This window comes from Porphyromonadaceae bacterium W3.11 (assembly GCA_030434245.1).
Taxonomy (GTDB): domain Bacteria; phylum Bacteroidota; class Bacteroidia; order Bacteroidales; family Porphyromonadaceae; genus Porphyromonas_A.
Genome location: JAUISX010000006.1, coordinates 46,687 through 69,748 on the forward strand (window position 1 = coordinate 46,687; position 23,062 = coordinate 69,748).

General features: G+C 42.4%; 14 protein-coding genes and 3 pseudogenes. 13 read left to right on the plus strand and 4 right to left on the minus strand.

Features of this window, described 5'->3' with window-relative positions:
• Window positions 1-27: 27 nt before the first annotated feature.
• Window positions 28-1,031, minus strand: a pseudogene (locus QYZ87_09770) (DUF3945 domain-containing protein).
• A gap of 394 nt (window positions 1,032-1,425) precedes the next feature.
• Between QYZ87_09770 and QYZ87_09775 the strand changes: the two are divergent.
• The 4 genes and pseudogenes from QYZ87_09775 (at window position 1,426) to QYZ87_09790 (ending at window position 6,777) form a co-directional block, all read left to right on the plus strand.
• Window positions 1,426-2,580: a vitamin K epoxide reductase family protein gene (locus QYZ87_09775; GenBank protein ID MDN4754800.1), complete on the plus strand. Its 1,155-nt coding sequence runs from the start codon at window positions 1,426-1,428 to the stop codon at window positions 2,578-2,580.
• Window positions 2,581-2,617: 37 nt separating this feature from the next.
• Complete coding sequence (locus QYZ87_09780) at window positions 2,618-3,448, plus strand: GLPGLI family protein (protein MDN4754801.1); 831 nt, start codon at window positions 2,618-2,620, stop codon at window positions 3,446-3,448.
• Between the two features lie 3 nt (window positions 3,449-3,451).
• Window positions 3,452-6,046, plus strand: a complete 2,595-nt coding sequence (locus tag QYZ87_09785; GenBank protein MDN4754802.1) for a hypothetical protein — start codon at window positions 3,452-3,454, stop codon at window positions 6,044-6,046.
• Between the two features lie 17 nt (window positions 6,047-6,063).
• A pseudogene (locus QYZ87_09790) lies at window positions 6,064-6,777 on the plus strand (cysteine peptidase family C39 domain-containing protein).
• A gap of 208 nt (window positions 6,778-6,985) precedes the next feature.
• On the opposite strand, the gene QYZ87_09795 reads toward QYZ87_09790, so the two are convergent.
• Window positions 6,986-7,108, minus strand: coding sequence for a hypothetical protein (locus QYZ87_09795; GenBank protein ID MDN4754803.1), 123 nt, complete (start codon window positions 7,106-7,108; stop codon window positions 6,986-6,988).
• 248 nt (window positions 7,109-7,356) lie between these two features.
• Entirely contained in the window at window positions 7,357-8,499 is a 1,143-nt protein-coding gene (locus QYZ87_09800; protein ID MDN4754804.1) for an IS256 family transposase, read from the minus strand.
• A 293-nt stretch (window positions 8,500-8,792) separates the two neighbouring features.
• Between QYZ87_09800 and QYZ87_09805 the strand changes: the two are divergent.
• The 9 genes and pseudogenes from QYZ87_09805 to QYZ87_09845 all read left to right on the plus strand — a co-directional run bounded on the left by QYZ87_09805 (window position 8,793) and on the right by QYZ87_09845 (window position 16,554).
• Window positions 8,793-10,030, plus strand: a pseudogene (locus QYZ87_09805) (site-specific integrase).
• A 4-nt stretch (window positions 10,031-10,034) separates the two neighbouring features.
• Window positions 10,035-10,487 (plus strand): DUF1896 family protein, encoded by a 453-nt coding sequence (locus tag QYZ87_09810; protein ID MDN4754805.1) that lies wholly within the window; start codon window positions 10,035-10,037, stop codon window positions 10,485-10,487.
• Between the two features lie 238 nt (window positions 10,488-10,725).
• Window positions 10,726-11,034, plus strand: a complete 309-nt coding sequence (locus tag QYZ87_09815; GenBank protein MDN4754806.1) for a hypothetical protein — start codon at window positions 10,726-10,728, stop codon at window positions 11,032-11,034.
• Window positions 11,035-11,615: 581 nt separating this feature from the next.
• Entirely contained in the window at window positions 11,616-12,065 is a 450-nt protein-coding gene (locus QYZ87_09820; GenBank protein MDN4754807.1) for a hypothetical protein, read from the plus strand.
• Window positions 12,055-12,462, plus strand: coding sequence for a hypothetical protein (locus QYZ87_09825; GenBank protein MDN4754808.1), 408 nt, complete (start codon window positions 12,055-12,057; stop codon window positions 12,460-12,462). The genes QYZ87_09820 and QYZ87_09825 overlap by 11 nt, the downstream gene beginning before the upstream one ends.
• Window positions 12,459-14,507: a bifunctional DNA primase/helicase gene (locus tag QYZ87_09830; protein MDN4754809.1), complete on the plus strand. Its 2,049-nt coding sequence runs from the start codon at window positions 12,459-12,461 to the stop codon at window positions 14,505-14,507. The genes QYZ87_09825 and QYZ87_09830 overlap by 4 nt, the downstream gene beginning before the upstream one ends.
• 53 nt (window positions 14,508-14,560) lie before the next feature.
• On the plus strand, window positions 14,561-14,803 hold the full coding sequence (locus QYZ87_09835; GenBank protein ID MDN4754810.1) for a helix-turn-helix domain-containing protein: 243 nt from the start codon (window positions 14,561-14,563) through the stop codon (window positions 14,801-14,803).
• A gap of 97 nt (window positions 14,804-14,900) precedes the next feature.
• Window positions 14,901-15,662 carry a type IV toxin-antitoxin system AbiEi family antitoxin domain-containing protein gene (locus QYZ87_09840; protein ID MDN4754811.1) on the plus strand — a complete coding sequence of 254 codons (762 nt, stop codon included), beginning with the start codon at window positions 14,901-14,903 and terminating at the stop codon, window positions 15,660-15,662.
• Window positions 15,649-16,554 carry a nucleotidyl transferase AbiEii/AbiGii toxin family protein gene (locus tag QYZ87_09845; protein ID MDN4754812.1) on the plus strand — a complete coding sequence of 302 codons (906 nt, stop codon included), beginning with the start codon at window positions 15,649-15,651 and terminating at the stop codon, window positions 16,552-16,554. The genes QYZ87_09840 and QYZ87_09845 overlap by 14 nt, the downstream gene beginning before the upstream one ends.
• 335 nt (window positions 16,555-16,889) lie before the next feature.
• On the opposite strand, the gene QYZ87_09850 is transcribed toward QYZ87_09845, so the two are convergent.
• Entirely contained in the window at window positions 16,890-22,958 is a 6,069-nt protein-coding gene (locus QYZ87_09850) for an N-6 DNA methylase (GenBank protein ID MDN4754813.1), read from the minus strand.
• Between the last annotated feature and the right edge of the window lie 104 nt (window positions 22,959-23,062).

A 23,062-nucleotide genomic window follows, 5' to 3' on the forward strand; every position in this document is an offset into this window, starting at 1 on the left:
AGACCTATTTGAATACCTTGTTGAAACTCAAAATAAGACCTTATCTACCATGTTCTTTAGATAAAGGGTGGCTCCGTTGGTCAGTGCCTGCTGTTGCTTCTCTGATAGATCAAGTCCACAAAGTTTCTTGGGAATACGAGGCATCCCCTCCACCTTAACTGACTTGCCCTCCACAAGATCTTTGTACTGTTGATCGGTTAGTTCTACACTCTTAATCTCCTTTGGAATGGAAACTCGGTCAGCACGAAGAGTAACCAACCCGTTGGCTAGCGGGTCAATAGAGACATAGGCTGAGAATGGTTCGCCGCTCTTGGGTATCAGCTCCACTACCTTACCAAGATTGCCCGTGGTCTGTAGTGTGGTTTTCTCATCATCAGTGAACTTGTATCCCATATAAGGGTAGTCAAGTTGTGGATCTTTACGCATGGAGTGGACTGCCAAACCGATGTTGTCGTTCTCGTCCGTGCAGAAAGCAAGTCGGGCTTCGGTATAGATGGTCATGTCACCAACGGGTCCGGCAATCGTCACAAGGTTACTCTTCTGCCAATTGAGCAGTTTCTCCAACTCTCCGCTTTTTTCCAATCGCTCACGGGATAGTCCGAGACTGTCGAGCATCTTCCAATCCACCTTTTCCGGGTCAATGGCTGTAGTGTTCTTCAGTTGGGATAGAAAGTCCTCAAAAGATATGCCCATCTTCGTCAGTTGCTCCTGCATTTCAGGCTTCCCTCGGCTTTGAAGCATGCTACGGAGATTATCCACGCCTTGCTCCACGTTGTTGGACAAGACCTTGTCTAGTCCGAAACGGGTCGGGTCGTTGAACTGTTTGAGGAAGTTACTCATGAAGGTTTTCAGCATACTATCCTTCTGTTGAACTTCAAGAATGAAGCCTAATTTGCGGCTTCGGTGGTTTTTAGATTGCCCTTCTCGTCAATCCCGGAAACTACGGAGAGCTTACCTGCCTCTTGTTCGCTCTTTACTTCTGAGTGGTCTTCTAAGACCAATACATAGTTGTCACTGATATTCGATTCCATAAATGCTTATTTTAATAATTAAACAATTGTATATCAGCAAAATTAAAGGAATAGAATAGGTATCTGACTAAGTTGAGATAATGCAGGATATGACGAGAAATATTGGGAGTTTTAACTACCTAACACCAGTTAAGTTATATGAAATTTTGATTCTAAATATGTAATATTTGCTAATTTGTGTAGTTATTAATATCTTTGGGGAAAGAGATATCAGAAATACCTAGAGATACTAAAGAAAACATTTTTATACTTTTAAGAAATTATGTTTGATCTTATAAGAAAAAATATTTTTGTTTCTATTTTAGAATTATTGGAAGTTCCTCATACTCGGAGGTACTCCTCAAAATATTATTATGAACATCCTAATAAAAACAATTTATTGTGATTGTCTTCCATGTTATCGTACTATGGCATAAAAAATACAGGCGTCAAACTAACAAATAAAACTGATATTATTCATGTTAAATGTCCTTTTATTGCACATTTAGATGATGGTTTTGCTCTGGTAGTTAGCATAAATGAAAAATATGCCTCTTACATTGAGGATAATTCACTTAAAAATAAGAGGGTGTCTATCGACAGTTTTAAAAGAAGTTGGACGGGAAATCTATTGCTTGTTGAACCACAAACCAATTCACAAGGACCAGGATTCAGAAACCATAGGAATGAAGAATATTTAAGAAATGGAAAAACAATTCTTTTTTTTCTTTCTATTGCATTTGTGTTAATTGAATTTACATATCATAATATCATAAAAGCATCCTCTAAGTTCAGCTTCTGTATTTTATTATTTAGCATAGTTGGAACTTCTATATGCATGCTTTTAGTAAATAGAAAAATAAACAGAGGATTTGCAGACAGATTTTGCTCTCTGTCCAACACTATGAACTGCAACAAGGTCCTAGATTCAAAAATATTCAGCATATCAGGCTTCATAGATTTGACAGATATAGGATTAGGCTTTTTTATCTCAAATATAGTTATTGTTTGCATTTTTCCTGTTTTTACAAAATATCTTGTTGTTATTAATTTATTAGGTTTCCCCTTTACTATTTGGAGTATTTGGTATCAGAAATTTAAGGTTAAAGAATGGTGCCCCCTTTGCCTATCAGTTATTTTCACTTTATGGGGAATCTATTATTCCGCTTTTGCTTTCAATAAATGGATTGGGATTGGGGCTTTTTATTTTATTGATTTTTTGCTTACTGGATCTATTTTTATCATAATTATTTTAGGCATTAGCTACTTAACTTCCATCTTACAAGATAGTAAAGACTTGGTTAAAGCTACGTATGAAATAAAACAGATAAAATTCAATGAAAGTGTTTTTTGGACTCTTTTATACAAACAAGATTATTATCCTGAATCAGAACTCCATCCACATATATTAATTAGTAATACTCAGTCAGATCATAGTATTACGATTTTGGTTAATCCCCATTGTACTCCATGTGCCCTGATGCACCAGCGAATACAGTCTTTCCTGAAAAAGAACCCCAATATCTCTGTTAGATATATATTTAGTTCTTTTCATAACTTCATCGTGTGATTTTGTTATTCCAAACCATGCTTTTTCTTTATTTGTTATGAAATTCTTATCGAAACATCTCATTACAGTCTTATTTTTTACGTTCCTATCTCTGACTGTTCGAGCACAAGTGGTACAGTCATTAGACTCGGCTTATATGAAGGTCGCATATCGCTATACGCACATTCGCAAGCCTCCTCGTCCTCGACCATTAGCTGATAATTTGATTCTATCTGTCGGATATCGAACTTCTGCATTTTTCAGTCCCATTACCTTAGAAATCGATTCGTTATTCGCTTCACAGGAAGGTGAAGAGCTTTTCATGAAACGGTTTAGTGATGCTTTTGACAAAGGGATTATATTATCGAAGAAGTTTTCATCTTATATATTCAAAAATTATCCTCATGAAGGAATTACGACAGTTACTGATGTCATATCTTCAGATGCCTACATATATGAAGACAGCCTGCATGACCAGCAGTGGCAGATGACTGATAGCATAAAAAGCATACTCAACTATCAATGTCAGATGGCTACATGTCAATATCGAGGTAGATCCTGGACAGCGTGGTTTTGCCCCGATATTCCGATCAGCAATGGACCCTGGCTACTCGGTGGATTGCCGGGATTAATTTTGGAGGCTTACGATGCAGAAGATTTATACCACTTTACGGCTGTTGGGATGGAAAACATCAGCAATACACCTATCGTTATCATTCGAAATCCCAATATGAAAGGATATGTACAAACTACAAGAGTGGATTTTTTGAAAGCTAAGGAGCGTTATACACTGAACCCGATGGCGACCATTGAGGCTCAAACGGGTCTAAAGTTGGGGGAAGATCATCCCAATACAGAATCATACGAACCTATAGAATTGGTAGAATAGTATATGTGTAAGTTATTAGGGATTTGGCTGGGATTATTCATCAGTATTCTTTCTTGTGCGGCACAGGAGATAACCCTCACAGGCAAGATAAGCGATAGCACAGAGCACAAACCACTGGAGAGTGCTATGGTTTATGTGCGAACTACATCACAAAAACGAATAGTGGCTTATGCACAAACCAATGCCGAGGGACTATATCATATTACTTGTAGGTTGTCTGATGAATCAGAGTATGAGATACGGGTAACATTGATGGGATACGAAAACCATGTATCTGCTCTTATCCCCCGGCAGACCGTTTATAATGTCTCATTGAAAAGCCGTCCATTTGTTCTGCAAGAGGTGAAAATCAAACCTCGAAGCATTTATGACAAGGGAGACACTGTAGTCTATAATATATCAAGTTTCGGCGAAATTCAAGACCATTCATTGGCGGATGTGCTCAAACGCATGCCGGGAATTGAGGTTAACAAAAACGGTAGCATTAAGTACAATGGGAAACCTATCAATAAGTTCTACATCGAAGGAAAGGATATGCTCGGTAGTCGCTATGGGATTGCGACACAAAACATCCGTCAAGATGATGTAGCACGGGTAGAAGTAATGGAAAACCATCAACCGATCAAAGCACTCCAAGACATTTCATTTTCACAAAATCCGGCGATCAATATTCGCTTAAAGGATCGAGCGAAATCCCGTATTTTAGGTGTTGCACGTATTGCATCCGGATTCTCCCCATTACTATTGAATGGAGATTTTACCCTGATGCGTTTTGCGAAAAAGATGCAGACCCTGAATACTTATAAGGGAAATAATACGGGTAAAGACATTAGGAGTGAGGTGGAGCAATTGGATATGTCAGATTTGACCTCAACATTTGGCAACCACTATAGTCTACGGAATTATTTGCATGTGCACCCGGGGCTACTGACGGACTTAAGTGATGAACGAATTACCTTCAACCGCTCTCATGCACTTACGACCAACAATTTATTTGCATTGAGCGAGAATCGCACCTTGACAGCACAAATCACCTATATCCGTGATCGTCTTCATTCCAATAGGAGATCCGAATCTGAATACTATCTCAAGGATTCTACGGTCATTAATACAAATACGGAAAATGCCGTTAAGCGAGAGCAGCAGTGGACTGCTGATATTGTCTATGAAGATAATAGTCCGAATTTTTATCTTCGCAACAAATTTTCCGGCGAATGGGTATCGAATGGTGTAGATATGTCTTATGCCGGAGACAACGCCAACGAGCAACAGGCATCACTACCGCATGAATCTTATACCAATGATCTCCTTTTGATTAAACGAATAGGCAATCGCTCTTATAGTCTCTCCTCCCTGAATAAATGGGAGCGGAAAAGACAGCAGCTTGACATCCTTCGCCCAATCAGTGACGACCATCAGACCATTCGGTCAGATGCTTTTTATACACATACGAGTTCGAAGTTTTCATACGTACTGAGTCCCTTTGTTGTCTCGATGAAACTCGGCATTGTAGGGGTTATTCGCAATATGAATAGCGAGAGTACTCATTTCTCTCCGAACGATTTGTCTATGAGATATTTTTATCCATACCTATCACCAGAACTATTGCTACATCGTGGTAAATGGGAATTAAAATCTTCACTGCCACTATCGTGGACGTGGTATAGCTATACAAAAAAAACGGATACTCGGAAACGTCAATATGCTGTGTCAAGTTTCTCACCACAAGCTTCCTTGAACTATATCTTTTCGCCTCAAGTAAAGACTTCATTGTCCACTAGCTACACGCAGGAAAAGCCAGACGAACAACTGTTTTTTGAAAATCCGATTTTAAACAACTACCGCACTACCACAGGCGGCATAACGAATTTCAAAAGGGGCAATCGTTGGAATATTGCATGGGGTATGAGTTATAAAAATACCATCAAAGCTCTTTTCTTGAATATGGGGATAAGCTATACCAAGAGTCGGTCACCTTATATCAGTAACAAAATTTTCGGTCCGGACTATATCCAACATATCTATCTGCCCCAATCTTCAAATCAACAATCATGGCAGATAAACGGAAGTATAAACATGGGGATCGATGCCATTAGAGGATATCTATTATTGCGTACAGAATGGGTGAATTTTAAGGGGTCAATGTATCAAAATACGACTCCGTACGCCTATAACTCTACCCTCTGGCGTATCAGTCCCAAGCTGACTACCCGCCCTGCTAACTGGTGTAATATCAGTTACGAAACTACATACGAACGTAGTACCATGAGTATAGCATCTATCGACAACAGACATATATACCAAACATTGAGACAGCAACTGAACTGCACAATCATTCCCACTACCAATCTTTACATTAGTCTGACCGGTGAACATTACTGCAATGAGTATCAACCTCAACGGTTTAAGAATTTTTATTTTTGCGATGCTGATTTAACCTATAGCTTTCGAAATGGCATTGAATTGAATTTGTCCGTACGAAATCTTTTTGACACTCAAGTGTATGACTACATCATACAAGATAATTTGAGCAGAAGCCGGATCAGCTATTTCATCAGACCTCGAAACATATTGGCAGGCATTTATTTTAGATTATAAAAAAAGATTTTTCATTCATAAGACAAAGGGATGTAATTGATTGTGCCCCAACTTGTTTAGCCATGATAATTCGGTATTATGGTAGAGATGTTGATCGAGACCAACTACGAAGCACATGTGCATTTAGTATAGATGGCGTATCTTTACTTGGAATCTGCAAATCGGCTGAAAACGTTGGATTCAAAAGCATTGGCGGAAAGTTGAGCTTTGAGACTTTAACAGATGAAGCTCAATTGCCTTGCATTGTTCACTGGAATCAGAATCATTTTGTAGTTGTTTATAAAATAAAGAAACATAAAAATGGGAAATATATCGTCCATGTTGCAGATCCAATCAAAGGACTTATAACGTATTCTAAGGAGGAATTCTGCGAGCACTGGGTTAGTACAATAACCGATGGTGAAGAACAGGGGGTTGTACTCCTCTTCGAGTCACAAGAACAGTTTTATGTGCAAAATGAGAATAAAAAAGTTCCAACACAGAATCGGACAAAATTTCTTTGGCGTTATCTTAAAAAGTACAAACGTTTCATTACACAAATAACTCTCGGATTATTGCTTAGCTCTTTTCTTCAACTAATTTTTCCTTTTCTTACTCAAGCCATTGTTGATACAGGTATAGGTGGCAAGGATATTAGTTTTATCTGGTTAGTGTTACTAGCAGAGATGATGCTACTTTTCAGTCGTACAGTTATTGATTTTATCCGTTCTAAAATCCTATTACATATCGCTATGATTGTGGTGGTCACTCCAGCGACATCCACAATCCATACAAGTGTACACGCCTTTGATGGTACGCTTTGCAAAATGAGGGAAACAATGCTTATTTGCCCACTCCTTTTGAGTATTGGTTATCTCGGGGAGGTGACGGCTCAATTCCGCCACCTCTTTCTGTAGTTTAGTTCTTGGTTTCATAGGTCAAAGAGTGTCTTCTGAATGGTTACTCTGCTTCTGCTCGTTTGGCTGTACGTGCTTTAGCTCGCTTGGTGAGCTGTTGGTACTGCTCATTTTGGTAGCGATGAAGTGCGGCTCGCCGTGCTTCGGCTTTTTCCTCTTCGGTCAGTTCAATGTGGTGATTGACGACAACGGAGGAAATGGAGGCATTGTCGGTAGTGTCCCCAAAAGTGTGTACGGCAGAATGCGTCTCTGAAAAGCAAACCTACATATTTTTTCGCTTTGTTTTCCATAAACATTAAAGATAGACCAATAAAGAATTAAGGCAAGGCTGTCGTAGCACCGCGGAGACACCGCCTTGCCGTATTCTTTTAGGTTGATATCTTTGTGTTGGAAAATAAAGCACATTGTTGTTATTTACTTTTCATTGTTCTTCCTAAGTCCAAGAGTTAGATCTCCTATTCTTTTCTTCAGATAGTTTGCATTGATTGCAATACTACCTATCAAGTGTAGAGCGGATTCTACGCTAGGTAATGCACATTTATATCGAGCCCCTTTCTTTACCTGTCTATTGAAGCGTTCTATCCAGTTAGTACTATGAATGTACTTGCGAACACTGACGTCGTATTTTAGGTATGTGAAGTAATACTCTATCCTCTGACCGTTAGCTATTTTTGTGAGAAAAGGATAGCTCTTACGCCATCTGAACGCAAAGTTTTTAAAGCTCTCTAGGCCATCTAAAGGTGAGCTTCTTGAGCCGTCTTTACTAAAGACCTCCTGTAGATCACTTGCGATGGCTGACTTATCTCGAGGGCGTATCTTTCGAGTTATTTCTCGCTGTAGATGCACCGTGCAGAGCTGGACTTCCACTTCTGTAAAGTGCTCACGTGCAACCTCTTCAATGTTATTCAACCCGTCTGAAATGATTAGTCCTACCACTTCGAGTCCTCGGCTTTTTAGATCCTCAAAAAACTCGCCCCAGATGCCGCTTCCCTCTGTTGGATTATTATAGACACCCACGATGTCTCGACGTCCTTCGCTATCTAAACTCATCACTACAAAAAATGCCTCCTTGCTCACACTTTCTCCTCTCCGTACAGGAAGATATGTAGCATCGATAACAAGTGCCTCTAAAGTCCTCGGTAGACGTCTTTGACGCCACTCTTCTACTGCTTCTTGGGTCGATAAGGAGAGACGATTGATTTGACTCGTACTATAACGTTTACCATACAAACGCTCGAATACTCCAGAGATATCCTCCATCGTATTACCGCAGCTATATAGATAACCTGCTAGTTCTCCCATCTCTTTCTCTTGATCTTTGAGAACGCCTAAAATCAAGGGCATGAAGCCCTGCTGTCGAGTTCGGGGTACTCGTAATTCTAGCATATTACCACTCGCAAAGATGCGACGGGGGCGGTATCCATTGCTCACATCGCCACTATCTTCTTTATACAGTTCCCTCTCCCCTTGCATCGCTATTTCGATGATTAACTCCATTAAACGACCAACTCCATTTGGCTCTGTCATCACGTTTGATAGAATTTCCTTAAATTGCATTTGTGTAAGTCTCATCTTCTTGTTTATCTTTTGTTTTTAACTTTTCAAAGATAACATTCTTGGGACTTACACACTTTTTGGGGACAGTATCTTTTCTGCTACACTTTCTGCTACACTAATTTTGTGCAACCGAAAAATGTAGCAATGACTACCAAATGACTACCAAAATGACTACAGTAAGTCACTTAGTTTCAGAAATATATTTGCGAACTTTGTGGTGGTAATGCTACATGAATTTTGGCGCTTTTTGCTACAGAATTAATGTGCTTCTGCTACACAAAACTAAGAGTGACATGAGAAGACAATTTAAGATTTCCTCTACCTACGCTCCAACTACGAGACCAAAGAGGGAAAATCACCAATCATGCTTCGCATCTTTCTCAACAGAGAAATGGCGAACTTAGGGACAACAAAACTCTATGTCAAGAAGAGTATGTGGAGTAACTCCACCAGCAGAATGAGAGGACGTACAGCTGAAGCATTGGCACTAAACTCCCCTCTTGACTCTCTTTCCACCTCTTTGTATGAGATGTATAGGAAGATGGAGGATGAGGAAGGTTTGACAGTTGAGAGGCTCAAGCAGGCTTATCTTGGGCGAGACAAGGAGTTTACTACTTTACTCCCAGTCATCAATAAGTATCTGGATCATGTAGCACAGCAGGTTGGGAAGTCGCTAAGTAAAGATAGCCTACAGAAATACACGGTCGTTAAGACTCACTTTATACGTTTCCTCAAAGCTATATACAATAGAGAGGATATTGGACTCTTAGAGTTTACCCCTGCAGTTGTTATGGATTTTGAGTTGTATCTTAGGACAAAAGCCAATCTGGCACACAATACGGCACAAAAGAAGCTCAAACTCTTGAAGACGATGACGATCTTCGCTCAGAAGCGTGGCATCATTATGCACGATCCATTCATGGATGTCAAGTTCCACTCTAAACCCGTGGATAGGGGTTTCTTGACAGAGGACGAAGTCGAAGCAATTGCGAATAAAGACTTGATAGAATTACCACGCTTGGAGCTTGTAAGAGATTTTTTTGTATTCTCTTGCTTTACTGGACTTGCATACATAGATGTATGTAATCTAACTCCAGATGATATTGTGACAATGGACGGCAAAGAATGGGTTATGTCAAAGCGACAAAAAACTAATGTCGCATTCAATTTGTTGCTTTTGGATGCCCCAAAGCAAATCATTGCTAAGTACGACTACAAGACCTATAGAAATGGTAAGCTTTTTCCCGTACTCTCAAATCAAAAGATGAATTCCTATCTAAAGGAAATTGCCGACATTTGTGGAATTAAGAAGAACTTGACCTTTCATCTTGCTCGTCATACTTTTGCGACCCTCTGTTTGAGCAAAGGAGTTCCAATAGAGTCTGTTTCCAAGATGTTAAGACACACAAACATCAGAACTACGCAGATATACGCCCGTATAACCAATAAGAAGATAGAGAAAGATATGATGGATCTTGCGGATAAGCTTGGAGACTTTTCACTGAATAATGTACCACCATTACAACAATAGAATTATGATACAGAAGAGACAGCTATCGTACTTCCTTTTGAAGCTTGAGGAGTATTTGAGTAATTATCATCCTGACAAGGTGCAGGACAAAGCTTTCACCAATGCACGAGCTGAAGAAGCTCTGTCGGTCTATCTTGACGCAGTTAAGCAAGGGTATGACCATTTACAAGCGGAAGAACTTGCTTCTGAGACAATGTTCCGAGGACTTCATTTCTCTGCTTACGATACTATTCGGACGGTTTTAGAAAATGAGTTTGAGACAGAATTACCCGAGCCACTACCTGAGAGATTGGCAAATATCCTACTCGGTAACCAGGCGATTAAGGAGGTGTTACAGAAGTATGACCTGAATGATGAGTTTGACGGCACCTCAGAGTACAAACTACTGTACACCGAACTAACTGGCACGATTGCTCTGCTGATTGAGGAGAATAAGCTCCCAACAGTGGAAGCGTAGCGTGCGAGACATATCATTAACATAAGGAGCTTCTATTGTTCCAAGAGCTAAGATATTCAAGCCGTGACACACGCCAATGAGCTTGCTCTTGTCTTTGTGACACAGCTTTATCTTGTCCGCTCTTGAAACCAATAGAAGCTTCAAGTTATGAATAAGATTGTAACGAATAGAGACCCGAACGAGCCAGCTTTTTCTCCCTTTTGAGAAGCGAGCTCCCCATGCTCCAACAGAACCCGAATTGACCAAGTCACAACTCATCCGTTGGCGACTTAGACAACTCTTTGCTATAGTCCTTTCCATCGGCATCCTTTATGGAGGCTACCGACTTCTTGCCATGATACTCACTCCCGAAGTCCTAACACTCATCGGCATTGTAGCTGGCTTTCTCATCCTGCGTTGGATAGTTCGCATTGTTCTCCGTATCGCCTTCACCATCTTTAGTCTATCTTTAATGTTTATGGAAAACAAAGCGAAAAAATATGTAGGTTTGCTACTCAGAGACGCATTCTGGCGTACACACTTTTGGGGACACTACCGCAGAAAATGACCTTTTGATGAATACAAAACCCTATGTGTAGGTATTCAGCGGGAACCACCGTATAAGAAAAAGTCGCTGTAAAACACTGTTTTACAACGACTTTCCATTGATTTGAAGACCTATTTGAATACCTTGTTGAAACTCAAAATAAGACCTCTTGCGGAAGCGGGGGAAGATGAACTAACCTCCATAACTTCCTATGTCTCATTCTCTTTATACACCCTCTGAAAACCCTGTAGCCGGATTGTAGCCAAGACAGACATTTTTGAGAGTACGCACAGAGTACACTTACTTTGTGTTATCCAAGTTCAAAAGTACTTCTTTTCTGAACAACCTCCAAATATTTGTATCCATCACCTCTCGAAGAGAGGTATGGCTACAATGCAAGTGCACGGTGCAAGTCCCTATATATAGAGGGAACTTGCACCGTGCACTTGCAGTACCTACCCTCTCTTTCGATTATAATGCCTAATGGTTATATATCACCAAATAATAGCATTATAATCTTCGCTCTATATGCACAGGCTTTGCAAATTTGCAGTCAAGAAATAATCACATGAGTTGTATGATGAAATGCAAAGATGAGCAATATGAAAAGACTATACGTTGTGGAGCCTACTTTGGAAACCATCTTGTCCTCTTTGGGGAATGGCAAAGCCTTGGCAATGGATGCAGGCATAGATTATTCGGCGTTTTTGAAACATGCCAAACTTCAGAGCAACTTGACACTTAGCTCCTACCTTAAATGTGCTGGAGCAATGGAGCATACGGTGTTTTTATTGCATATTCCATCAGAAATAGTAGAGTCAGCAGTCCAACAAAAAAGCTCGATTGGCGAGCATCATTGCGTTATAAGCCTTGATGGACTTTTGAGGATATTGGAGGAGGCTTATGATCCACAAAGAAAAGAGATTCTAAAAGAACTAGCAGAAACTTTACTAAGTATGGTTGGTACAGAAAAACTGGTTGACAAGCTTGAAATGATGATAGCTATCTTAAAAGGAGAAGAATTAATCAAAGAGAGTACTCATGAAAGTTGAAGAGCAAAACTATACAGGTGAATTAGTTCATGAAATCAAGCAGTTGCGAAGAGAGGTAGGTGCGGTTTACAACTTTATCTCGGAACTGAAAAGGGACTATGAAGTCCTTGAAGATAAGATTGAATTGAACTCTTCTGATGTAATGAGGCTTCTTGGCATCTCAAGAGCTTCTCTTGCACGCTGGCGAGACTCTAACGCTGTCCCTTTTCGTTATGTCTCTGCGAATCATGTGGTATATCCTTTCAAGGGGCTGTATATAGCTGTCAAGACTGGTAGAGCAACCTTCAAGGGCTTTAGGCGAATTGAGGCTATACAGAGACTGAATGCCTACAAAGATGGGGTCATAAAGGGTTATCTCGGTGAAGAGGAGCCTGAAATGTTGTTTGAAGAGCTATGAACTTCAAGGAGGAAATACTCAATCGCACCAATAGAGGCTTGGACGTATTCACGTACTATATGCCTGTAGACTTTGCGCCTAAGCGTAACTTTCGCAACCCTTTCTATGAGGACAAGAGAGCATCTTGTAACATCTACTTCGATAGCAAGAATGACTGTTACCGCATGAAGGACTTTGGGGACGAACTCTATTCAGGGGACTGCTTCTGGTTTGTAGCAATGGTGGCGGGACTTGATGTTAGGCGAGATTTCCGCAATGTCCTTCAAATGATAAATAGAGACTTAGGACTTAATCTTAGAATCGACCAAGAGACTGTGGTGTCAAATATGAGCAGAAAACGCCCAAGCAATCGAGTGACACCCCAAGTGACCTCTGAAGCTCCAAAGCGATATGATTTTACCTCAAAGGCTTTTAGTCAAAGAGAACTCATGTTTTGGTTTCGTTATGGGATTACAGAGGAGGTACTTCGCCGTTTTCATGTGAAAGCATTGACCTGCTTTAAGTCGGTCAATCGGGAGGGAAAACCTTACTCGATATATTCTAATGATGAGGACCCAATGTTTGGCTATGTCATGCAAGGCTTTATTAAGGTTTATCGGCCTCACAGCAGTGTCCGCTTCCTTTATGGAGGAGAGAAGGTTGATGATTACGTTTTTGGGCTTGAGCAACTTTCCAATAAGGGTGATGTAGTCTACATAACTGGTGGAGAAAAGGATGTGATGAGCCTCTCCGCCCATGGCTTCAATGCTATTTGCTTTAATAGTGAAACTTCCGATATTCCAAAGCCTCTGATGGAACTCCTGAGTCGAAGATTTAGGCATATCGTCATCTTGTACGACGTAGACGAAACAGGTATTCGGGCTTCATATAAGGTTTTACAAACCTTTTCAGAGCTACCAATTCTTAGGCTGGAACTGCCATTAGATGGCGGTAAAGAGCAGAAGGACATATCGGATTTTTTCTCAATGGGGCGGATAGCGACTGACCTCAAAGGACTATTAGCCAAGGAACTTAACAAGCTATATGCAAATACGCTTATGATGATGAAGTCCTGTGAGATAGACTATAATAACCCGCCTGAGGTCTCCAACTCCATTGTGTCCGTCAATGGTGTTCCATTGGGGACACAGGATAACCTTTTCTGTATTACAGGAGGTGAAGGTACAGGAAAGAGTAATTACATTTCTGCCATCCTCTCAGGGGTTATTAGCAACGAGCCATTAGAAGCAGAGTCGACCTTAGGACTACGTGTCTCAGCTAATCCAAAGAAGTATGCTGTCCTGCATTATGATACAGAGCAATCAGAAGCCCAATTACATAAGAACTTAGGGCGGACACTCTCACGTGCAGGGTTAGATAGGGTTCCTTCCTTCTTCCACTCATTTTACTTGGCTTCTCTTTCTCGCCAGGAACGTCTGAAGCTCATTCGCGATAGTATGGATATGCTTTATCACAAATACAATGGTATTCAGCTAGTCGTTATTGATGGGATTGCGGATTTGATCCGTTCTGCCAATGATGAAAGCGAGAGTATAGCAGTAGTTGACGAACTATATCGTCTTGCGGGTATTTACAATACTTGCATCATCTGTGTACTTCACTTCGTGCCCAATGGTGTGAAGTTACGAGGGCATATCGGCTCTGAACTCCAAAGAAAAGCAGCAGGCATTCTTTCGATTGAGAAGGACGATAACCCTGAATTGTCTGTGGTTAAGGCTCTCAAGGTGAGGGATGGTAGTCCTTTGGATGTCCCGATGATGCTCTTTGGGTGGGACAAAGAGTTGGATATGTTTGCTTATAGGGGTGAGAAGTCCAAGGCGGAAAAAGAAAAGCGTAAGACTGTAGACTTGGTCTCTGTAGCTAAAGAGATACTAAAAGAGCAAGAGCAGGTGCCCTACAGCGACTTGGTTGTCGCTGTGATGGAGGAGATGGATGTCAAGGACAGAACGGCGAAGAAGTATATCGCCTATATGAGAGAACAAAATATCTTATCTCAAGACAGCACAGGAAACTACATAAGAGGAAAGCTATGTCATGCTTCTTGAAAGAACCGCCAGAGTCCTCTGAACATAAATCAGAGTTTGAGCTTCTAAAGGAGATGCTTGTCAATATGGAGGGTAAGCTAAATCAATTGCTTGCCCTTCAAGAGACAACCATTCACCCTCCGATGCGACCAGAATACCTCGATATTATAGATGTCTCAAAGCTCCTCAAGGTGGAGCAAAAGACCATCTACAATTGGGTTTCGCTCGGTAAGATCCCATTTATCAAAGCCAATGGACGCCTGCTTTTTCTAAGGCACGAAATAGACGAGATGCTCCGTCGACGAGAGGAGTGGTAGAGTTAATCACATAAGTATGGTCAGAAGAGAGATTAGTCGGGGATTCTTTTGCTACAAGTTTATTTTGCCGTATATTTGTAAGCAGAATAGCGTGCAAATGTCGACTAAAATAAAGAAGCTGCAGAGACAATCTCAAAAGACTCCAGTTCTCTTCTCAGCTTGGTTGGAGCAACAAGGGCTTACAAGGTCAGAGTTGGCTGACTTTGTTAAGAGTAATTGGCTACAACGAATAGCAAATGGAGTATATTGTTTTGATGGATATACTCCGACCCTATATGCCGTTCTCTATTCCTATTACGAACTTTTAGGCAAGAAATATGTTTTAGGAGCATCTACTGCTTTGGGATTAAGGGGGTTTTCTCATTATGGATATGTAGGAGATGAACCTATATTCTTATATGAACAAAATGGTGAGCATATCCCAAAATGGCTTAAGACAAGTGCCCTCTTTGAGAATCTACTGGTATATAGTAGCAATCTCTTTGCTGGTAGTGAATTGGGTATAGAGTTACTTGAAGTGGGAGGCTATGAAGTATTTGCATCCTCTCCAGAAAGGGCTATACTTGAAACTTTGTCATTGTCACCTAAGTTTTATTCTCTTATGGATATATACTATGTAACAGAGATGCTTACTACATTAAGACCCAAGTTGTTACAAGAGTTATTGGAATTGAGTCGTTCTGTCAAAGTCAATCGATTACTCTTATACTTTGCAGACAAAGCTCACCTACCATGGTTTAAGCAGCTTGATGTTGCAAAAATCAATTTGGGAAGCGGGACAAGAGCCTTAGCAAATCCTGGTGTCTATGTGGATAAATATCAGATAACTGTTCCTCAAGAATTATATGATTACGAATAATTATAGAAGTAAAGTAGAGCTTCTTATACGCATTATTCCAGCCGTAACAGAGGAAGGGGATTTGGCGATACATGGTGGCACAGCCATCAATCTTTTTGTCAAAGACCTTCCTCGCTATTCAATAGATATTGATCTAACCTATATCCCAATATTAGATCGTAAAGCCAGCCTTGACAACATCAACGCCTGTTTAAGAAGAATCTCAGAAAAATTGAGACAATCTATTAAGGGCATTCAAATTACTCATCGTCCAGAAATTTGCAAGCTTCTTTGTAGCTTCAGAGGATGTCAAGTCAAGATTGAAGTTAATCAGACAAAGCGTGGCCTTGTTTCTGGCTCTCCTAAGTTAACCCCTTTGTGTGCTAAGGCTCAAGATGAATTTATGATGTACTGTGAAGCTAATGTTGTTCCTATTCCACTTTTATATGGAGGAAAGATAGCTGCCGCTCTTTCTCGACAACATCCCAGAGACCTCTTCGATGTGAAGTACATGGATTATTCCTTGTCTGATGTGAAAGAAGGGATACTATATAGTCTTCTTGGTAGTGATCGTCCAATCTCAGAGTCAATTGCTCCTAACCTAATTGACCAGACTAAGGTTATGGAGACACAATTCATGGGGATGACCGAGATACCCTTTACTTATCAAGACTATGAAGCTACTCGTATTAATTTAATCCAAGGGCTCCAAAATCTATTCTCTGAAACAGAAAAAGACTTCTTGATTTCGTTTGAAAGCGGAGAACCTCAATGGTCTCTGCTCTCCTACCAAAGCTTTGAGACTTACCCCTCAGTAGAGTGGAAACTTTTGAATATTGAAAAATTGAAACAAAGTGATCCTGAGGGTTTTGCCAAACAAATCAAGAAGTTAAAAGAGGTACTCGGTAGATAACACCTATTGTCACTTGAAATCCGAGGCCTTCTTACTGTATCCTTCAAACAGGCATATATTATCATCCATAATGCACAAAATCACTCACATATGATTATGTGCAAATACACTGATTATATGTTTATGCGCAAAAGGATCGTAGGTTATTGTGGGTTAGAAAGTTTAGGACACACCAAAAAGCCCCGAGTGAAATACCTCAAAAACACTGAATAACAGGGGCAAATATAATTTGCCTGTCGCAAATGTATGGTGAGTTTGCGACCAGAAAGGCGGCGTAATCATATTTTTTACTGCTGTTTACAGAGAGTTGTTTGCCTCAATAAAAAGAATTTCATCTAATGCCACTTGGGGCGGTAGCTGTTCTTGGGAGAGTCGTTGTCGGGGTTTTGAGATTGGTTCGCTTGTGGCTTTATCGCTCCTTGCTCAGACACTCGGGACGACAATGTGGGACTTTCATCGACTTCGTTAGACTGCTGTTGTTCTGGAGTGTCGTCGGCATCAGAAGGAGGGGTGAGAGAGAGTGCTATTTTACGGTCAAGTTCGGAGGCTTGGCTTTTTAGAAAGCGAAGTTCCTCCTCTTTCTTCCAGGAGCCATTGGCTATCTCCCTATAGGTAGAGATAGAAGCGGTCACCTTAGCGAGTTCCTTTTGGTGGCTCTCAATGACCTTTGGGATACGCTCCAGAGCATTAACGAAGTTACGACAAGCCAGCTTTGGGTCAGTTGCCAAGGCCCCATTGTTATAGGTGTAGTAGATATTACCCTCGCCCTTCACGAAGAATCTGTTTTGGGTTAAACCAAACAGCCCATCCTTAGCTGAACTCTCCGACTTTACAAGAATTGGGAAGCCATACACCTGCCCAATTTCACGATACTCATCGCCTGTTCGTGCCTTATCTGCTATTTCATGCAGTCGCTCCGCTATCCGCTTCTCATCGGTCACGCCTTCTACGCCCTTTATCACAATGGAGTTAATGGGTAGCCCTGCTTCATCACGTTGCACCATACTGTTGTATTTGCTCCAGTCACTCTCCGCTTGAGCAATCCTGCCCTTATGAATATTCGCCTTAAACTCAATCTCTCCAACCATATTCATTGCCTGGTCACGTTCCCGATTGAATGCCTTACGCTCCGATTCCAAGGTGGTAATTTTCTTATCCAGCTTCGCTTTCTCCAGTAGGTCAGTATTACCCGAAAGCACAGCCACATACTCCGAGAAGTTAAGTCCACTATCCTCATCCATGGCACCCTCATCAATCGTTCGGTTTCCGAGCGAATTACTCTTGAGCTGATTGATAAAGAGCTGTTTATTATGTAGCAGATTGAACTTATAGCTATCGAGTGACCGCTCCACAGCATAGATAATGACATCCACCTTGTTGTCTGCGTATAGCTTTGCCACCTCGTTACCTTTACGAATGGCACGCCCATTGCGTTGTTCCAAGTCGGAAGGACGCCAAGGCGTGTCGAGGTGATGCACTGCGACGGCTCGTTGCTGTGCATTCACTCCAGTACCCAGCATCTCCGTTGAGCCGAACAACACCCGCACCTCTCCCCGATTCATTGCCTCCACTATCGCTTTCTTTGCTCGTTCCGTCTTGCACTCTTGAATAAACCTTACCTCCGATGGGGGGATGCCATAATCTTCCACCAGTTTCCGCTTAATCTCCGAATAGACTGACCACTCATTGGGCTTGTAGGTCCCCAAGTCAGAGAATACAAACTGTGTTCCCTTTTGCTTCTCAAACTTCTGATAGTACTCCGAAATTAACTTGGCACAATGCGAAGCCTTATTATCCACATGGTCAGAGTACCCCTCAAGGTCTATCATTCTCATATCAAGGCTCATCTTGCGGGCGTAGTCTGTAGCTATCAACATCTTTGCCTTCTCCTCCCTTTCTGAGAGAGCTGCTCGACCAAGCAGTGTCGCATCGCCAGTCTTGGCAAATTGCATCAGCTTCTCAATGAATGCTTCTTGCTCAGGTGTTGGCGGTATATTATGTAGCACCTCATTCTTTTCAGGTCTATCGATACCAATCTCCTTAGCCGTGCGGTAGTCGCAAATCTCCGCATAAAAGGAGGCAAGCTCTGGTACCTTAATGAATGTTCTGAACCTCTCCTTCTGAATGATTTCATTGGTGACAGAGAATTCATAGTCGGTAGACTTCTTAGCAAAGACTGCCGCCCAAGCATCAAAGGTATTGATCCCCTGCTTCTCGAGTGCCTGAGGTCTTAGGTACTTAAAGAGCAGATACAGCTCCGTAAGCGAGTTGCTAATGGTTGTACCAGAGAGGAATGTTGCCCCCAAGTCTTTCCCCGACCTCTCCTGAATCGTGCGTATCGCAAAGAGCAAGTTAAGAGCTCTCTGCGAGCCGTCAGGGTTACCGAGTCCGCTCACCCGATTGTGACGGGTGTTAAAGAGCAGGTTTTTGAAACGGTGACTCTCGTCCACAAAGAGGTGGTCAATCCCCATCAGCTTAAAGTCTACCGCTTCATCCTTACGCTCCGAGAGGTCGTCTGCAATGGTTTTGAGCTTTACCTCTAAGTTCTCTTTCCGCTTCTCAAGTCCCCGCAACATCGCTCGAGAGACCTCTATGCCCTGCTCGCGGAGCACCTCGAGGTTTTCCTCTACTGAGTCCAGCTCCTTTTGTAGTATCGCCTCCTGTACCTCCAAGGACTGAGGTATCATTCCAAACTGTTCGTGTGTCAAGATGATACAGTCCCAGTCATTGTTCTTGATGTCATTGAAGATCCGCTGTCGGTTTTGCTTCGTGAAGTCATTCTTGCCTGGATATAGCACCTTTGCATTGGGGTACGCTTTCCGAAAGGTGTCCGCAATGTCGAAGACATTCGCCTTCAGTCCTATAATCATCGGCTTATTTGCCAGCCCTAACCTCTTCATCTCATACGCCGCTACACACATAATAAGCGTCTTCCCTGCACCCACCTCGTGGTCGCAGATACCCCCACCATTTGTTTTCAGCATCCAGACGGCATCCTTTTGGCTCTTGTAGAGTTCAGGAATACCCAGCCCTTTGAGGTCAAGATGAGGAAAGGTTTGGTGTGAGCCATCAAAGTCAGGGCGGACAAAGCAATTAAATAGCCTGTTGTATCGCTCTGCCATCTGCTCCTTAAAGGTCTCAGGCTGTCTCTCCAGCCAATCTACATACCCCTGCCTTATCTCCTCAATCTTAGAATTGGCTTGTTGAATTTTCTCCCCATCCCGCACTTTGATGGTTCTGATTTCCCCAGTGGTAGGGTCTAAAACCTCTTTATTTTTATTGATTTCAGGAATGGTGTTCTGCAAAGCATGCCCAAGCAGTTTAATGCCGTCATAGCGCCTAAACTCCCCTTGCACCGCATACTTACTCCAGATATTGGCATTCTTTCGTTCGCACTGTATGGCATACTCATCCATATTGGCGTGGTGGGCGATATGAACCTCTGTGCCAAAGAAGTCAGTGGCAAATAGCGAATAGACTTTGCTGGGTACCCATCGCTCTCCAAGGTTGAAATCTAAGTCGGCAAATGGTACTGGTGTTGGGACAGCTGCTTTTAGAGCCGAAAGGCCTCGTTGTGCCTCCTCATGCTCGGGGTGGTCCAAGAGCCAAGACTCCAGCCGCTCCGCTTTCTCAATCACATTGCCTGAAATATACTTGTCTGCAATCTCATAGCTGCCCACTTCTGGATTGTAAAATATGCGGTCTTCTAATTCAGTAATGAGGTCGTCCTCCTCTGTTTCGGGCAGGAGTGAAGCCATATAGCCCAAGTCCACTTCCCCAAACTTATTGAGTGAAGCCGAAAGAGCTTCCAATGGATTTGCCGCAAGTGTTATCTCCTCATTAGAAAATGCCGTAGGATGGTCAAAGATATCTGCCTTCACCAGCTTGCCATCGATGCTCCGCTCCAAGAAGAGCATCTCCACTCCTGTAGCATCCATCTTGATGAGGTCCACATTAGAGCGGTCATTGAAGTGTCCTCGCTCTGCTATAAAGGCGTCATAGAGGCGATTGAGCTTCTGTCGCTCTTCCTTATCCTCTATACGGTTGTGGGCTTCATAGTCATAGAGACGGTGGTAACAGTCTCGTATCTCCACATACGCTTTCAGTTTGGAGAGCTGACTAAAAGATAAGTCCATAGGATTGAATAGAGGGTTGCTCTTTATTCCCGACAAGAAACCAACCTGCCCATTCTGTACCACAATAGAGCCATCACGAAGATGGCTATCGGGGAGTGAAAGAAAAGGGCGGGGAGAACTATCAAATACCTTCTTGACCTCTTGAATCGGCTTACTTATGTTGGGAATGATACCTCCTTCCTCGTCAAAGGTGAAGAGAGAGGCTTGCGTTAATGGAGTCGTTTTCTTTTTCTTGGTGGCTCTTTTGGTAGCTGTTTGTTTTCGTGCTGTTGTCTTAGTTGTGGCTTGCCCCCTCTCTTTTTTCTCCTTCTCTAACTCCCGATTTACCCGATGAACCTCACGAGTCCAAAGCATATACTCTTCAGGAGCAAAGAGTGGTAGAGCTTGAGTCGGTGCTTCACCATCATCATAGAGATTAGGATTGTCGATGGGATGATGTTCATCATCAAAGTAAACCATCCTGCCATCCATCTCTCTTGGCTCCTCAAAGTCTGGTCGGATAATGGGTTCCTCCTGCTGTCGCTTGTATAGCTTTTGAAGGGATAGTACTGGGACACCATCTGGGACGACCTCTTCCAACTCCTCTGTCTTTTCTATCTTTTCCGCGTCCTCTTTTGACTCTTTCTCTTCGGGAGTGACCGTCTCTATCCCTTGTTCTTGATTCGCTTGATGGGTGTAGGCTTCTCCTACAAATTCTTTTAGCTCCTGGATCTGATGAAGAGGAGTGGGCTGAAAGTAGAGGTCTCGCTCAATGCCAAGCCCCATCACTTTGACCGCCCTCATCTCTGCCAATGACATATAGCCCATCTCCCAGTCATACCCCATAGTGGTTATTCCGAAGCCCAACTCCTCTTTTGGGTCATACTCAAGAAGGTAAGCGGTATAGGCTCCAGCAGGAAAGAAGTAACGTCCATAAGCGACCTTATCTCCTATCAGTTTGACCTTTTCTGTAGCATAGAGCTTGGGCAGTTGTCGCTCCAGCTCCTTAGGCATCAAGTCATAGGCATTTTCAGGCGTTTCTATTTCCGCCTCTATAGACATGGATTGTTGAATGGCTTCCGTTTGAAGGATGCCTATTTCATAAAGAGAGCGGTCAAATCGCTCTCCCATATCCAAGGTTAATTGCTCCCGAATATCATTGGCGATACCCTCTATCCCTCCGTTGTGGGTGTAGACCCAGGTCGGTTTGCCGTAGGGATTACTGCCCAGACTTTTCTCTGTGGCGATGATGCGTGGACGAGCCACCTCACCCTCAAAGAGTGTGTTGTGGTTAAAAGCGATACCAAAGCCGTCACCTTTAGGTACAGCTATGGTTTGTATGAATTGCTCCTCTAACGGTGAAAGCTCCTCCTTATGCCTCTGCTTCTGCAAGATAATAAGGTCGCTGCCCACTTCTGTACCTGCATTCTCTGAGAACATACCTGAGGGCAATCTCAGTGCGGAGACGAGGTTACTATGCTCCATCAAATACTTGCGAATAGGCTCATTCTTGGGTGAGTCCAAAAGCCCTTGCGAAGTGATGAAAGCGAGCAAACCGCCCTCCTTCAGCACATCAAGTCCCTTGACGAAGAAATAGTTGTGGATTGACTTGGTAGAAGTCTGCTTAATCACCTCATCACTCTTAAGGAAACCTCGGTCGTAAACCAAGAAATCGCCAAAGGGGATATTGCTGGTGATAAGGTCAAAGACTCTCCCTTCTGCTCCTAAGTCATCCACCTGCTCAAAGGGCTTCTGATAGACTTGGATATTCCCCTCACCCATCGGGTGGAGGGCTTGCATTATACGAGCGGTTAAGAGGTCTTTCTCCAAGGCATACACCGTGGTTGTTGGCGAAGTGGCAAAGGCAGTGGTGAAAGCTCCCATACCTGCCGATGGATCGAGCACACGATTGAGCCGAATGCCACTGCTCTCTATCCCCTGAGCAATCGCATCTACTATCCGCTGGTCGGTATAAAAGGAGGTCAAGACACTCGACTTAATGCTATCCCAATACCGCTTCGCCATATTCGCATCCAGAGCATCCCGATAGATGAGTTGCTTCAGCTGACGAGTCGGTTCAAAGAGCGACTGCTCGCTCATAGCCCAATAACGGATATCCTCATCGCTGTCGGTGCGACTGAGGATACACTTTAGCCCTCCGAAGCCTTGATAGCGGAGCAGTTGCTCCCGCTCTTCAGTAGTCGGTAGTCTCCTCTCTTTTTCCAGTCTAAGGATCACTCGTATTGCCTCACTATTCTCTTGCAATATCTTTTTCTTATTGTACGACATATCTAAATCTTATCTATGGAATTGCAATAGTTCCTAAGTACTGGGAACAGAGTTTCTATATATTGGGAGTAGAGTCCCACTGTGTTGGGACTTGAGTTTTCTAT